The sequence below is a fragment of the Deinococcus rhizophilus genome (assembly GCF_030271215.1).
GTDB classification, from domain to species: domain Bacteria; phylum Deinococcota; class Deinococci; order Deinococcales; family Deinococcaceae; genus Deinococcus; species Deinococcus rhizophilus.
On the sequence record NZ_JASNGB010000004.1, the window covers coordinates 18,865 to 32,966 of the forward strand.

General features: G+C 71.5%; 15 protein-coding genes. 5 read left to right on the forward strand and 10 right to left on the reverse strand.

The window, feature by feature from the left end:
* Position 1: 1 nt before the first annotated feature.
* From argC to argF, 3 genes are read right to left on the reverse strand one after another with little or no spacing between them, the layout of a single operon-like run.
* A complete protein-coding gene (gene argC / locus QOL99_RS01175; protein ID WP_285520780.1) occupies positions 2-982 on the reverse strand; it encodes an N-acetyl-gamma-glutamyl-phosphate reductase in 981 nt (326 codons plus the stop codon).
* A complete protein-coding gene (locus tag QOL99_RS01180; protein WP_285520781.1) occupies positions 979-1,491 on the reverse strand; it encodes an NUDIX hydrolase in 513 nt (170 codons plus the stop codon). The genes argC and QOL99_RS01180 overlap by 4 nt, the downstream gene beginning before the upstream one ends.
* A gap of 13 nt (positions 1,492-1,504) precedes the next feature.
* Positions 1,505-2,482, reverse strand: coding sequence for an ornithine carbamoyltransferase (gene argF, locus QOL99_RS01185; protein WP_285520782.1), 978 nt, complete (start codon positions 2,480-2,482; stop codon positions 1,505-1,507).
* Between the two features lie 273 nt (positions 2,483-2,755).
* Here argF and QOL99_RS01190 point away from each other — a divergent pair, with 273 nt between their 5' ends.
* The 3 genes from QOL99_RS01190 to QOL99_RS01200 are packed head-to-tail and all read left to right on the forward strand — an operon-like array spanning position 2,756 to position 6,120.
* Positions 2,756-3,628: an EamA family transporter gene (locus tag QOL99_RS01190; protein WP_456318837.1), complete on the forward strand. Its 873-nt coding sequence runs from the start codon at positions 2,756-2,758 to the stop codon at positions 3,626-3,628.
* A 10-nt stretch (positions 3,629-3,638) separates the two neighbouring features.
* Positions 3,639-4,430, forward strand: coding sequence for a histidinol-phosphatase HisJ family protein (locus QOL99_RS01195; protein WP_285520784.1), 792 nt, complete (start codon positions 3,639-3,641; stop codon positions 4,428-4,430).
* A complete protein-coding gene (locus QOL99_RS01200; RefSeq protein WP_285520785.1) occupies positions 4,423-6,120 on the forward strand; it encodes a DNA polymerase/3'-5' exonuclease PolX in 1,698 nt (565 codons plus the stop codon). Before QOL99_RS01195 ends, QOL99_RS01200 begins: the two co-directional genes overlap by 8 nt.
* 77 nt (positions 6,121-6,197) lie before the next feature.
* On the opposite strand, the gene QOL99_RS01205 is transcribed toward QOL99_RS01200, so the two are convergent.
* Genes QOL99_RS01205 through QOL99_RS01215 form a run of 3 tightly spaced genes read right to left on the reverse strand, consistent with a single transcriptional unit; the run spans position 6,198 to position 8,244 of the window.
* A complete protein-coding gene (locus tag QOL99_RS01205) occupies positions 6,198-7,046 on the reverse strand; it encodes a cytochrome c oxidase assembly protein (protein WP_285520786.1) in 849 nt (282 codons plus the stop codon).
* On the reverse strand, positions 7,043-7,705 hold the full coding sequence (locus QOL99_RS01210) for an SCO family protein (protein ID WP_285520787.1): 663 nt from the start codon (positions 7,703-7,705) through the stop codon (positions 7,043-7,045). Before QOL99_RS01210 ends, QOL99_RS01205 begins: the two co-directional genes overlap by 4 nt.
* A gap of 20 nt (positions 7,706-7,725) precedes the next feature.
* Positions 7,726-8,244 carry a copper chaperone PCu(A)C gene (locus tag QOL99_RS01215; RefSeq protein ID WP_285520788.1) on the reverse strand — a complete coding sequence of 173 codons (519 nt, stop codon included), beginning with the start codon at positions 8,242-8,244 and terminating at the stop codon, positions 7,726-7,728.
* Between the two features lie 145 nt (positions 8,245-8,389).
* Between QOL99_RS01215 and QOL99_RS01220 the strand changes: the two genes are divergently transcribed.
* Complete coding sequence (locus QOL99_RS01220) at positions 8,390-9,400, forward strand: LacI family DNA-binding transcriptional regulator (protein ID WP_285520789.1); 1,011 nt, start codon at positions 8,390-8,392, stop codon at positions 9,398-9,400.
* 239 nt (positions 9,401-9,639) lie between these two features.
* Here QOL99_RS01220 and QOL99_RS01225 read toward each other — a convergent pair whose 3' ends face one another.
* Positions 9,640-10,734, reverse strand: coding sequence for a GGDEF domain-containing protein (locus QOL99_RS01225; protein ID WP_285520790.1), 1,095 nt, complete (start codon positions 10,732-10,734; stop codon positions 9,640-9,642).
* Between the two features lie 275 nt (positions 10,735-11,009).
* Positions 11,010-11,669 (reverse strand): thymidine kinase, encoded by a 660-nt coding sequence (locus QOL99_RS01230; protein ID WP_285520791.1) that lies wholly within the window; start codon positions 11,667-11,669, stop codon positions 11,010-11,012.
* Between the two features lie 81 nt (positions 11,670-11,750).
* On the opposite strand from QOL99_RS01230, the gene QOL99_RS01235 reads away from it, so the two are divergent.
* Positions 11,751-12,596 (forward strand): hypothetical protein, encoded by an 846-nt coding sequence (locus QOL99_RS01235; protein ID WP_285520792.1) that lies wholly within the window; start codon positions 11,751-11,753, stop codon positions 12,594-12,596.
* A 115-nt stretch (positions 12,597-12,711) separates the two neighbouring features.
* On the opposite strand, the gene rpmE is transcribed toward QOL99_RS01235, so the two are convergent.
* Positions 12,712-12,933: a 50S ribosomal protein L31 gene (gene rpmE / locus QOL99_RS01240; RefSeq protein WP_285520793.1), complete on the reverse strand. Its 222-nt coding sequence runs from the start codon at positions 12,931-12,933 to the stop codon at positions 12,712-12,714.
* Positions 12,934-12,991: 58 nt separating this feature from the next.
* On the reverse strand, positions 12,992-14,102 hold a 1,111-nt coding region (locus tag QOL99_RS01245), incomplete at its 5' end, for an amidohydrolase family protein (protein WP_285520794.1).

The window sequence follows — 14,102 nt, forward strand, 5'->3', positions numbered from 1 at the left end:
CCTACACCCCCTCCGCCACCCCGTAGCGGTGCCCCGCCCCCTCCAGCCCCAGCATCACGTCGAGGTTCTGCACGGCCGCACCGCTCGCCCCCTTGCCGAGGTTATCCAGCCGGGAGACGAGCAGGGCGTGGTCCCCGCCGGGGCTGGCGTAGACGAAGAGTTCCAGCTCATTCGTGCCGTTGAGCGCCTGCGGGTCGAGGATGGGGTCGGCGGGCTGGCCGCGCTCGAAGGGCATCACCCGGATGAAGCGCTCCCCGGCGTAATGATCGGCCAGCACCTCGTGCAGCCGCGCCGCCGTGACGCCCAGCGGCCCCAGATGCAGCGGAATCTGCACCAGCATCCCCTGCCGCCACCCGCCGACGTGGGGGGTGAACAGGGGCGGCTGGCTCAGTCCAGCGTGCGCGGCCATCTCGGGCTGGTGCTTGTGGGTCAGGGTCAGGGCATAGCTCTTGAACGGCCCCGCCATCGGGTGACCGGGTTCATCGGGATGGGCACGCCCCTCGTGCGCGTCCACCAGCGCCCGGCCCCCGCCCGAGTACCCGGAAAAGCCCTGCACGCTGAGGGGGTAGTCGGGGGGCAGCAGCGCCGCGTCGGTCAGCGGGCGCAGCAGGGCGATGGCCCCCGTCGCGTAGCAGCCGGGGTTGCTGACGTGGCGGGCGGCGCGAATCTCGCCCCGGCTCTGCCGGGTCAGTTCGGGGAACCCGTAGGCCCACCCCCCGGCCGTGCGGTGGGCGCTGCTCGCGTCCAGCACGCGCGTCGCCGGGTTCTCGATCATCGCCACGGCCTCCCGCGCCACGTCGTCGTGCAGGCACAGGACGGCGACATCGGCGCTGTTGAGCAGCTCGCGGCGGGCTTCGGGGTCCTTGCGGCGGGCGGGGTCGATGCTCAGGAGGCGGAGGTCGCCTCTGCCTTCCAGCCGGGCGCGGATTTGCAGGCCGGTGGTTCCGGCCTCGCCGTCGATAAAGATGCGGGGCAGTGTCATGTCAGGTGGTCTCCGTAGCACAGGCGCACGAGGGGCGCGAGGTCGCTCTTGGCCGGGTCACCTGCGGCGAGGCGGGCGAGCAGGGCGGCGGGGGTCAGCCACTCGGCCCCGCTGAAGTCGTGGGGGTTGTAGGCCGGGGCCGTATCGGTGCGGAGTTCGTAGACTCGCATGAAGATGTTCAGGCCCGCATCGCGTGGGGTAAAGGCGCCGATCTCCCGCCAGGGCAGCGTCTCCACGGCCAGATTCAGTTCCTCGCGGGTCTCGCGGCGAAAGGCGGCCTCGTAGCTCTCGCCGCGCTCCACGTGGCCGCCCACGCTCATATCGAGGCAACCGGGAAACATCCGCTTGGTGGCGGTGCGGCGCGGAATCCACAGCTCGCCGCGCGAGTTGATCAGAAAGGCATTGACTCCCCGCACGGGAAGGCGCCGCGTCCACGCCTCGTCTCGGGTCACGCTGCCGATCACCTCGTCGCGCCCGTTCACGAGGTCGAGCCATTCCACGTCGTTCATGCGCCCGATTCTCTCACCAGCGCGGCTTCATCTCGCCCATGACGTGATAGAGCAGCGCCTTTTGCGCGTGCAGGCGGTTCTCGGCCTGATCGAAGACGCGGCTCTTGGGATGCTCGGTCGCCTCGGGCACGGTTTCCTCGCCGTAGTGGGCCGGGAGGCAGTGCAGGAAGATGCCGTGCGGGGCGATGGTCTCCAGCATGGCGGGCGTGACCTGATAGCCCCGGAAGGCGCGGCGGCGGATGTCGGCCTCGGCCTCCTGACCCATGCTGATCCACACGTCGGTGTACAGCACGTCGGCGCCCTCGATGGCGGCGAGGTCGTTCGTCAGCGTCACCTGCACGCCCGCCTTCACCGCGTCCATCAGCACGCCCGCGTTCGGCTCGTAGCCCACCGGGGTCACGATGGTCACGTCTGTGCCAGTCAAAACACCGAGGTGGATGTGGCTGTTGGCGAGGTTGTTGCCGTCGCCGATATACACGACCCGGCGGCCCCTCAGGTCGGTGCCGAATTCCCCCTCGATGGTCTGGTAGTCGGCGAGCAGTTGCGCGGGGTGCAGCATGTCGCTCAGGCCGTTGATGACCGGAATGGCGGCGTGGTCGGCGAGTTCCTGAAGCGTCTGCTGGAGGTAGACCCGGCCCATCACCCCGTCCACCCAGCGCTCGAGGTTGCGGGCCACGTCGCTGACGCGCTCGCGGGTGCCCAGACCGATCTCCTGGTTGCTGAGGGTGATCGCGTGCCCGCCGAGCTGATACATGCCCACGTCGAAGGTCGTGCGGGTCCGCAGACTGGCCTTCTCAAACACCAGCGCGAGGCTGAGGCCCGCCAGCGGCTTCACGTCCCGCCACTCGCCCCGGCGCATGGAGTGGGCGGTGTCCAGCACGGTCCGCAATTCCAGGGGCGTCATGTCGAGGTTGCTCAGAAAATCGCGCCCGGCCATCACCGGGGCGGGCAAGGTATCGGGGGTCAGGCGGGCGGGGGCGTCCAGCGTCATGGCGAGTAAGTATACGCGGCGCTGCAAGAAGATGCAGAACGGAGGCGGACGCCTTGTGGATAAGTGGATAAGCCGTGGGGTTGCTGGCCCCGGCCAACCCCTCCGCCCCTCCGGGGCACCTCCCCTTGAAAGGGAGGCTTTCGTGAGGAACGTCCTCCCATGCTCGTGTGTTGCGAAGGCTTCTCCCCAGGGGAGCTCTGAGGGGTTGCCCGACGCGCCTCCCTTCCGCCCCCGGCGTACACTCCGGAGCCGATGCCCCCCGCCTCCTCTCCCCTGCCCGCCCGCAGCCTGCTTCTGGCCCTGCTGATCACCTTCATCTGGGGGGTCAACTTCGTGGTGATCAAGTGGTCGGTGGCGGAGGCGTCGCCGCTGCTGGTCGCCGCGCTGCGCTTCGCGGTGGCCGCGTTTCCGGCGGTGCTGCTGGTGCCGCGCCCGCGCCTCTCCGCGCGAATTCTGTGGGGGTACGGGCTCGCGGTGGGGGTGGTCCAGTTCGGGCTGCTGTACCTGGCGGTGCAGCTCGGCATGAGCGCGGGGGTCGCGTCCCTGCTGATGCAGACGCAGGCGTTTTTCACGGCGCTGCTCGCCGCCCGCTTCCTGGGGGAGCGCATCACGCCGCCACAGATGCTGGGCATGGCGCTGGCGTTCGGGGGAATGGCGGTGATCGGGACGGCCTCGGGCGGGGACGTGACCCCCATCGGGCTGGGGCTCACGCTGGTGGCCGCGCTGGGGTGGGCGGTCAGCAACCTGCTGGTACGGGCGTCGGGCGGGGCCAACGTGTTCGCGCTGGTGGTCTGGAGCAGCCTGATCGCGCCGCTGCCCCTCGCGGGGCTGGCCGTGCTGACCGAAGGTTGGAGCGCGGTGGTGGGCACGCTGACGGGGTCGGGGGCCACGTTCTGGGCCGCCGTCCTGTTCATGGGGCTGGGCAACACGGTGCTGGGCTTCGGGGTCTGGAGCCTGCTGATTCAGCGGCACGGGGCGGCCCGGATCGCGCCCCTCTCGCTGCTGGTGCCGGTGTTCGGGATGCTGGCGAGCGCCGTCTTCTACCGTGAGGCGTTTCCCGCGCTCAAGCTGCTGGGGGCCGGGCTGGTGCTGGCGGGGCTGGTGCTGCATGTGCTGGGCGGACGCCGCAAAGCCGGGGAACGCTAGCCTGTCTCCCATGAGCCTTTCCCCTCCCCTCCACGACTCGCACACGCACACGCCGCTGTGCAATCACGCGACCGGGCATCCCCGCGAGTACGCGCAGGCGGCGCTGGACGCGGGCCTCGCCGGGCTGTGCTTCACCGACCACACCCCGATGCCCGCGTGGTACGACGCGCCGTGGCGGATGCGGCTCGACCAACTGGACGAATACGTGGACACCGTGCGGGAGGTCCAGGCCGAGTTTGCCGGGCGGCTGGACGTGCGGCTGGGGCTGGAGGCCGACTTCCACCCCGGCACCGAGCGTTATGTAGAGCGCATTCTCGCCGCGCACGACTGGGACTACGTGATCGGCAGCGTGCATTACCTCGGCGCGTGGGGCTTCGACAACCCCGAGTTCGTGGCCGAGTACGGGGACCGCGACCTGGGGGGGCTCTACCGCCACTACGCCGCGCTCGTGGAGGGAGCGGCTCGGACGGGCCTCTTCGACGCCATCGGGCACCTCGACCTGCCCAAGAAGTTCGGGCACCGCGCCCCGGACGACTCGGCGCTGCTGCGCGTGCTGGACGTGGTGGCCGGGCTGGGCCTGTCGCTGGACTTCAACACGGCGGGCTGGCGCAAGCCCGTCGCGGAGGCGTACCCTTCGCCGGAGTTGACCCGCGCGGCGGCCTCGCGGGGCATCCCGTTTGTGCTCGGCTCGGACGCGCACGCGCCGGGCGAGGTGGGCTTCCGCCTCGGGGAGGCGCTGGCGCAGCTCGCGGAGGCGGGCGGGCGCGTCGTGACCTTCGCGGGGAGGCAGGCGCGTGGCTGAGGTCACCCGGGGGGCGCTGGTGTCGGCCCTCAAGAGCACCGCCGACCTGCTCGACGTGCTGGGCGAGGAGCCGTTCCGGGCCCAGGCGTACCGGGGCGCGGCCCGCAGCCTGGAGGCGCTGGACGTGGACGTACCCACGCTGCTCGCCTCCGGTTTCGCGGGGGTGCCGAAGGTGGGCAAGGGCATCGCCGCCGAGCTGCTCGCCTACGCCCGGGGCGGCAGCTTCGGGCCGCTGGAGGACGCCGCCTCGCAGGTGCCCGCCGGGGTGCTGGGCCTCTTTCGGGTGCGGGGGCTGGGGCCGAAGAAGATCCGGGCGCTGTGGGACGCCGGAATCGATTCGCTGGAGGGGCTGCGCGAGGCCGCCCGCGACGGCCGGGTCGCGGCCTTGAAGGGCTTCGGGGCCAGGAGTGCCGGAACCATTCTGGAGGCGGTGGAGTTCGCGCTGGGGGCACAGGACCGCCAGCACCTCTCGACCGGGCGGGCGGTGGTGGAGGGGCTGCTCGCGCGGCTGGACGGCCTCGACCCCCGCCCCGCCGGGGACGCGCGCCGGGGGCTGGAGACGGTGCGGACGGCGCGGGTGACGGTGACGGGGACGGCGGACGACGTGCAGGAGCGACTGGGCAGCGTGGTGGAGGGCCTCGCCCCGCTGGAGGGCAAGCCCCTTCTGGCGGGCCGGGTGGACGGCGTTCCGGTGGAGGTCGGGTACGCTCCCGCCGAGGTGCGCGGTGCCCTGGATCTGATGCTGGGCGGCAGCACGGCCTACCGGGAATCGTTGCGGGCCGGGGCCAGGGCGAAGGGTTTTGACCTCAGCGGGCGGGGGCTGAGGCGCGGCGAGCCCCTGCTTCCCACCCCGACGGAGGCTGACGTGGCCCGTGAACTGGGCCTCCCCCTCCGCCCCGCCGAGTACCGCGAGCCGGAGCACGACGCACTGTGGGAGACGCTGCCCGCGCCCAAAGAACTCCTCACGGTGGCGGACCTCCGGGGGATGCTGCACACCCACTCGGTCTGGTCGGACGGCGGCGCGACCCTGCCGGAGATGGTCGCGGCGGCGCGGGCGCTGGGGCACGCCTACCTGGGCACCGGGGACCACTCGCGGGCGGCGAGCTACGCCAACGGCCTGAGCCTGGAGCGGCTGCGGGCCTACGTGCAGGAGATTCGTGCCCTGCAAGGTGCGGGCCTGCCCATCCTCGCGGGGGCGGAGGTGGACATCCTGGCCGACGGCTCGCTGGACTACCCCGACGAGGACCTGCTGACCCTGGACTACGTGGTGGCGAGCGTCCACAGCCACTTCACCCTGGACCCGGCCCGGCAGACCGAGCGGCTGGTGCGGGCGGCCTCGCACCCCCTGGTGACCATCCTGGGCCACCCCACCGGACGGCTGCTGCTGCGGCGGCCCGGCTACGCGCTGGACCTGGGCGCCGTGCTGGAGGCGTGCGCGGCGAACGGCACCGTCGTGGAGATCAACGCCAACCCCTACCGTCTGGACCTCGACTGGCGCGACGCCCTGCGCTGGCGGGGGCGGCTGACCTTCGCCGTGAACACCGACGCCCACGTGCCCGGCGGCCTGGGCGACACCCGTTACGGGGTGGCGATGGCGCGCAAGGCCGGTCTGACCCCGGCGGACGTGGTGAACACGCTCTCTCAGGCGGAGTTTCTGGCATTTGTGGCGCGGCAGCGGGCAGGGCGGTAGAGCGGCCAGCTTCCAGCGACCAGCCAAAGCAGGAAGCCCCAGCGGGTGCCGGGGCTTTGTTCACTCTGGTTGAAAGTTCAGTCCCCCACCGCAGGCGGCGTTCCCCCCTGCTCGCCGTCGGCCAGCTTGATCAGCCACATCATCAGCTGCACCAGCGCCAGGGCCATCGCGGGCAGTCCGGCCAGCATCATGATCCAGCCGCTGATCTGCTGGTTTTGCAGCGGGCTGAGGTCCCACAGGCACAGCGCCCCCACGTAGGGCGTGTACAGCACCTGCCGCGAGTACAGCCACACGCTGGCGACCGCCATCATCGGCAGGGCGGCGATCAACCCGAACCACCCGCGCGAGCCGATGTGGGCGGGCTGCACGGTGGGCAGGGGCCGCAGCACCACACTCCAGACCATCAGGCTGCTCAGCAGGTACAGGGCGGGCAGCAGCGCGGCGGCCGTGTTGGTGACCACCGAGGCGTTGAAGCCGGCCGGAACGTTCCAGAAGATGATGACCGCACTCCACACCGCCAGCGCCACCCAGGGGTCCAGCAGCACCCCCAGGAATCGTCCGAAGGGGCGGCGCGGATCAATCTGGATGCCGCGCGGCAGCCCCAGTACCAGCAGCGGGGGCACCACCTCGGCCAGCACCATCAGCCGGGCCATGTAGAGGGCCATGCTGTTGAGGGTCCAGTTCGTCGCCGCCGACTGGGTAGAGAGAATGAGCAGCACCACGCCGAGGCCGAAGAGTACCGTCTTCCACACCGGCCAGTTCGCGCGGCCCTCCGGGGTGCGGCGGGCGCGGACGTAGTGCCAGAAGTACAGCGCCGTCGCCGCCAGCACGGGCAGCCACACCAGGGGATCGAAGCGCAGGGCCAGCAGCTCGGCGAGGCCGGGGTTGAGGTCGGCGGGGGCCAGGGTCATTAAAGGAAGGGTCATGGCAGCGGGTTCTCCAGAACGTGCGTGAGGTCACGCACCACCCGCTCCACGTCGGTGAGCTGGGTGTAGTCCCACAGCACGCGCAGCTTGCCCCCCGCGTCGATCAGGTAGGTGGCGGTGGTGTGGTTGATCTGGTAGTCGTCCGGTCCCTTCACGTCGGCCTTCTGGTAGCCCACCCCGTAGGCGCGGGCGACCTCGGCGAGCGCGGGCTCGGGCACCCGCACCCCGGTCGCCTCCCCGAAATACTCGACGTAGGCCTTCAGGCGCCCAGGGCTGTCGCGCCCCGGGTCCACACTCACGAGCACCACGTCCACCCGGTCGCGGTCCTCGGCGGGCAACGCCTGCCGCGCCCGTTCGAGGTACGCCAGGGTCAGCGGGCAGATCGCAGGGCATTTGGTGAACCCGAAAAAGAGGGCGGTCGCCCGGCCGGTGCCGCCCGGCGTGAAGGTCCAGGGCTGACCGTTCTGGTCGGTGCCCCGGAAAGACGCCGCCGCCACCGGGGGCGTGTAGGCCGTCCCGTAGTAGGGAAAGGGGCTCTGCACGCGGGCATACACCCACGCGCCGCCCAGCACCAGCGCCACCGCCAGCGCCGCCAGCAGCGCCGAGAGATACCAGGGACGCGGGCGGGGCGGGGGGGGCAGTGGGGTTGGGTCAGTCATGGGCAGGGTTCCTCGGTGGGTCAGGGCAGGCGGACGGGGGCGGAGACGCTCAGGGTGCGGCCATCCCGCGCGACCAGCACCAGCGCGATCCGCTCGCCGGGCTTCAGCGGACGCTTCAGGTTCATCAGCATCAGGTGGTTGCCGCCCGGCTTCAGCACGAGCGAACCGCCCGCCGGAACAGTCAGGCTCTTGACCGCGCTCATCCCGACCCGGCCCTGGGGGTCGCGCCGGGTGGTCATCAGCATGACGTGTTCGGCGGCCGGGCTGCGGGCGGCGGTCAGCACGACGGGGGTCTTGCCGGGGTTCCGCAGGGTCATGCCCGCGCTCGTCTCGGACGCGCCGGGCGGCACGGCGATCACGCTGGCCCCCCCCACGGTGAGGGGCAGCCGCCGGGCCGAGGTGGAGGACGGAGGGGCCGCCGCGTGGGTGGAATGGGCCGGAGAGGCCGGGGGTTGCCCCGCCTGACTCCGGATCGCGGCGGCGGGAATCAGGACGGCGGCGAGCGCCAGCGAGAGCAGCAGGGGGGTAGGTCTGGACATGAGGATTGGGGGACCTCCGGAAAAGGACGCGGGAGGAAACGGGGAGGGGCCAGCAAGGCCCGCAGTCTAGGCTGGGGGGGGTCGGCCCTTTGTCCCCGGACCCGGCGGGGGCAGGTGGGCCAGAAAGGGGCGACCGGGCTGCGCTATGGTGGCAGGCGACGTGACGCGCAAACCCACGATTCAGGATGTGGCCCGGCGGGCCGGGGTGGGGGTCGGCACCGTGTCGCGCGTGCTGAACAACCACCCCTCGGTGCGCGGCGTCACCCGCGAGGGCGTGCTGCGGGCCATCGCCGACCTCGACTACACGCCCAACCCGCACGCCCGCCGCATCGCCGGGGGCCGCAGCTACACGGTCAGCGTGCTGCTGCCCGTCGTGACCACCGAGTTCTACGTGCGGCTGCTCGACGGGCTGGAGGGTGCTTTTCAGGCCGCCCGCTACGACGTGGCGATCTTTCCGCTGCTCGACCGCTCGCGGCTGGAGCGCTACCTGGGGTCGCACACGCTGGCGTACCAGGCCGACGGGCTGGTGATGGCGACCTACAACCTCACCTCGCTGCTGGCCGAGCGCCGGGTCCGCACCGGGCAGCCCACGGTGCTGGTCGACGCCCACACCGAGGGCGTGGACTGCGCCTATATGGACAACGTGACCGGCGGGCGCCTCGCCGGGGAATACGCGGCGGGGTTGCCGGGCGAGCTGTACGCGGTCTGGGTCGAGACCGAACTCGACCAGCTGTTCACCACCCGCGTCTTCGAGGAGCGCCGGGCCGGATTTCTGGAGGCGCTCGCGGCGGCGGGGCGGCCCCTGCGCGGCGAGTTCACCGCCAGCTTCGATCCTCCCGCCGCCCGCACGGTCGCCGCAACCCTGCTGGACGGGGCCGCGCTGCCCTGCACGGTCTTCGCGTCGGCCGACCTGCTGGCCGGGGCGCTGCTCGACGAGGTCCACGCGCGGGGCCTGAAGATCGGGGAAGACGTGCGGGTGATCGGCTTCGACGACCAGCCGTGGGCGGCGGGCCGGGGCCTGACCACCCTGCACCAGCCGGTCGAGGCGATGGGCTTCGAGGCGGCGGGGCTGCTGCTGGGGCGGCTGGGCGGCTACCGGGGTCCGGCCCGCGCCCGCCGGTTCGAGCCCCGCTTGATCGTGCGCGGCTCGGCATAGCGCGTTTGAAGGAAAAACAAGTGCGGCTCTGCCCCTCCCTTTCCCCGTGACGCTCGATCTGCACTGGGAAGATCAGCGGCGCAGCCGGACTTGACGAAGTGATTCAGGTCCGAGCGGAGGCGAGATGGAGAAACGACGGGTTCCGGAAGGAAAGGCATTGGACGGGACCCGTATGAGGTGGCGGCCAGACCAACCCGGCGAGCATCTTCGTCCAGCGCTCTACGAAGGGCCTGGCGGGGTCAGGCGTCTCCTACCGGCAGGGACTGGTCCACGGACGCGAGTTCGGCGTGCTGCACCCCGTTGCGCCCACGGGCCTTGGCCGCGTACATGGCGGCGTCGGCACGGGCGACGACCCGTTCAGGCGGCTCACCGGGGGCGGAGACCGCCACACCGAACGAGGCCGTCACCCCCCGGACCCCGTCCACCCGTTCGCGGGCCAGGCTCGCCCGCAGCGCGTCCAGCAGGGTCTGCAGCGCTCCCGGCTCCAGGGGGGGCAGGATCAGGAGGAATTCCTCGCCGCCCCAGCGGGTCGCCACGCCGCCGGGGGGCAGCAGCCCGCGCGAGAGCCGGGCCGTCATCTGCAGCACCCGGTCGCCCACCGCGTGTCCGTGGGTGTCGTTGACAGCCTTGAAATGGTCGAGGTCGAACACCACCAGCGTGAAGGGCCGCCCGGCGTGCGCGAGCTCGGCCAGCCGTTCCTCCCCGGCCCGGCGATTGGCGAGGCCCGTCAGGGGGTCCTGCCGCGCCGCCTGCCGCGCGGCGAGCAGCTGCCCGCGCTGCGCTCCGAAGGTCGCCTGCATCAGAATCATGATCAGTCCGACCATCTGAAACTGGATCACCGACGCCGCGAGGTCCACGCTGCGGGCCTCCGGTCCCCACAGGAGGCGGTAGAGGCAGACCGCCAGCGCCAGCAGGTACGTCACCGCCGACCACCGCAGGGCCTCACGCGGGGCGAACAGCAAAAAGGCCCCGGCGTACAGCACCGGAAACCAGTAGGTGCTTTCGCTGAGCAGCGAGAGGTGCCCGCCCCCGCTGCCCGGCCAGGGCCACAGCCCCACCAGAAAGTAGAGCGTGAGCCCCAGCAACGCCGCCCGCGCCGCCGGAATCAGACTCAGCCAGCCGCGCCGCACCGCCAGCAGCAGCCCCAGCAGCAGCGCGGCCAGCAGCGGCAGCGCGATCAGGTCACGCGGGGTGGGGGTCGGCCACTGAAACGCCAGCGTCCCCAGGCAGGCCAGGGCCCCCACCCAGGCGAGTTGCCCGAACATCCGCCGCTGGGTCCGCTCCGTGTCCTCCCAGCCCAGCGGAGTGGTGGAATCGGAACCGGGGTGGGTCATGCAGGCCCTCCAGACGGGCGGCGACGGGGGCAAATGGGGGACGGGGGGAATCTGCTCCCATTGTGCGACTTCCCGCAGGACCTGTGCCCTGAGCTGGCTGACTGAACTTTAGAGCATTTGACAGAATTACGGCCCCCGGGGAAGGGCGCCCCAGGTGCCTCCATTCTGCCCAATGCTCCTCTTCAATTCGCTCGCTCCGCTCGGCCAACGAATGCGGAAACCCACCGCATTCTTATGGCAAATGCTCTAGTCAAGCCTGACCCAGGGGTGGGGGCTCAGGTGCCGCGCACCCCGGCCCCGTGCGGGGAAACAGCAGGCAGAGCGGCCGGATACACCGCGTGATGCACCCGGCAGCGGGCCTCGTAAGCTTCCTGAGCGCCCACCAGCACGACGGGGTCGTCGTACCGGGCGGGCTCTCCGGCGATCAGGCGCTGCGAGCGGGTGGCGGGAGCGCCGCACACCGTGCAGATGGCCGTCAGCTTCTCCACGCTCTCGGCCCGCGCGAGCAGGTCGGGCATGCAGCCGAAGGGCTCGGCGCGGAAGTCGAGGTCCAGCCCGGCCAGAATCACCCGCACTCCCCCCGCCGCGAGGTCCAGCACCAGCGGCCCCAGCTCCGGCCCGAAAAACTGCGCCTCGTCGATGCCCACCACGTCGGGCAGGGTGCGTCCCGGATCGGGCAGCAGCTCGCCTTCGCCCAGCAGGTGCGCCCGGATGCCCGCAGCGTCCGCGACCGGAATGGCGTCCAGACTGCGGCCCGCGTGGCTGGCGACGTGCGCCGTGTGGTAGCGGCTGTCGAGCGCGGGCTTGAACACCGCCACCCGCTGCCGGGCGATCACCGCCCGCGTCACCCGCCGGATCAGTTCCTCGCTCTTGCCGCTGAACATCGGCCCGACGATGACTTCGAGGTGGCCGCCGTGGTAGGGGGACTTCAGCACGGGGGGAAGTATGCCACCCCGGAGCAGGCTGGGAAGGCTGGGGGTCACGCACGGGTCAGTGGGGCGGGGTAGCCTCGGCCCATGAAATGCCGCGCCCTCCTCCTGATGTCCCTTCTGCTGGCTGGCGCGGCGCACGCCGAGTCCCGCGTGGACGAACTGGCCCCGGACCAGTGGCCACACCTGCTGCGGGCCGCGCGCGCCGTCCCCGGGTTCGCGGGGCTGGCGTTCGTCCCGGTCGAGGGGACCAGGGTGCTGGTTCCGGCCCTGACAACTCCGGGCCGGGAGGAACAGGCCCGGCGCTGGCTTCAATCGGACCCCTTCTGGAAGAAGGTCGGGACGGGAAAACAGGGGGTCATGCGCGGTTCTCAACCTGTGGGGTACAGCGGCGTGCAGTTGGTCGAGGCGGCGCAGGCCCTGAAGAAACGCAGCCCGAACCTGACCGTGCGGGTGAACACCACCCTGAACCGCGTGACGGTCTACGCCCCGGCGGGCGTGTTCCGGCCCATCGCGAGGGCGGCAGGTGTGGAGAAGTTCGTCGAATCCGCCTACGAGTACGAGCGAACGCCCCGCGTGCGGTTCGACGTGCAGCCGCGTACAGTGAGCCTCGCGGCGGTCCGGGCCGCCAGAGATCCCTATCAGGTCGTGCCGCGCCTCCAGGTCCGCGTCACGAATCCCACCGGGGCACCGCTCCTCTTCCCCTACAGTTGCGGCAGCAGCCTCCCAGTCCGCGTGGCTGACCGCACGGGCCGCGTGATTCCCGAAGACAGCGGCGTGGGCTGCACCGAGGAACTGAACTCGGCCCTAATCCAGCCGGGGCAGACGCTCACCTTTCCCAGCTTCCCCCTCACGAAGATGACCCACCTCAAGCCCGGGCCGTACCACTGGCTGATCGATGGCCAGCTCATCCCCTTCACCCTGACGCCCTGACGCGGGCACAGACGCCGCCCCACCACGCCGGGCAGTTCTCCCATGAAGAAGACCCCCGGGGCGGCCCGGGGGTTCATTCGCTGCTCGCTTCGCTCGGCCCCTGGCGGGGCGGCGATTACTTCTTCCGGTTGGTGCGGTAGCTGTCGCCGAAGCGCTTGTTGAACTTGTCCACGCGGCCCTCGGTGTCGAGGAAACGCTCCTCGCCGGTCCAGAAGGGGTGAACGCCGCTCCACACGTCCACGTGGATCTCGGGACGGGTGCTGAGGGTTTCCATGACGACCTTGCCCTGGTAGATGATCTTGGTGGGAACGGCCTTGGGGTGAATGTCTTTTTTCATGTTGAACCTCCTCCGTCACGTCGTTGTGCGTGACGGGCAACCGCAGAAGCATAGCACGTCACCAGACCAGTCGGTCGTCCCAGGCGTCCCCGCGCCGCAGCAGGGGTGGGCGCGTGCCGGTGACCCGGTGCCCGCCCTTGACAGCGGCCCGGACGATCACGCGGGGGTCGAGCGTGGGGTAGCGGGTGCGGGCAAAGGCCACCTCGTCGCGCACGTCAAGGCTGCCGCCGCTGGCGACCGAATCGGTGCCCAGCGCGACCTCCACCCCCGCCGCCGCGAACGCGCCCCAGGGCAGGGTGCCGCAGTCCAGGTGCGCGTTGGACCGGGGACAGCTCACCACCGCGCCGCCCGAGGCGGCCACCCGCGCGATGTCCTCCGGGGTCACGTTCACCATGTGGATCAGGGTGGGCCGCGCCCGCAACGCGCCCAGCTCGTCGAGGTAGCGCACCGGGGTGAGGTCCGGCTCCGGCTCGCGCCCGATGACCTCCGCGAAGGTGGCCGGGTAGAGAGCCGGCAGGCGGTGGTCCCACAGCGGCCCGCCGCCCGTGCGGAAGAGTTCGGGCTCGGCGGGATGCTCCGCGACGTGGATCTGGAGAGGCAGGCCCTCCCCCGCCGCGTACTCGGTCGTCAACCGCATCAGGCGGTGGCTCACCGTGAAGGGCGTGTGCGGGGTGAGGCCCACCCGCAATCCGCCGGGCCGCTCCAGCCGCCGCCAGCGCTCCACCCGCTCCCGGACCTCCGCGAAGATGGCGTCGGCCCGCCCCGGAAAGGTCCCCAGCACCTCGAAATACAGCACCCCGGTCAGGTCCTCGCGCGGGAGCAGCGCGTCCATCACGTCGGGGGCCCACACGATGTCGCCCACCGCGCCCACCCCCAGCCGGGCGAGTTCGGCGGCTCCCGCGAGCGCCCCGGGCACCCCGCGTTTCCCGCGCTGGGCGATGACGACCTCGGGCAGCCAGCGGAAGTAGGGCAGCGCCTGAAAGTCGTAGGCGCTCATGTCGAGGTGGGTGTGCGCGTTGACCGGCGGCGGCGCGATCACGGCCCCGGCCCGGCGCTCACGGGCGTGCGGAAAGCTGGCCCGCAGGGTGGCCGGGTCCCCGGTCGCCGCGATCACGCCCCCCGACACCACCACCCCGCCCGGCGCGTGCCCGCCCCCGACGCCCGTGTAC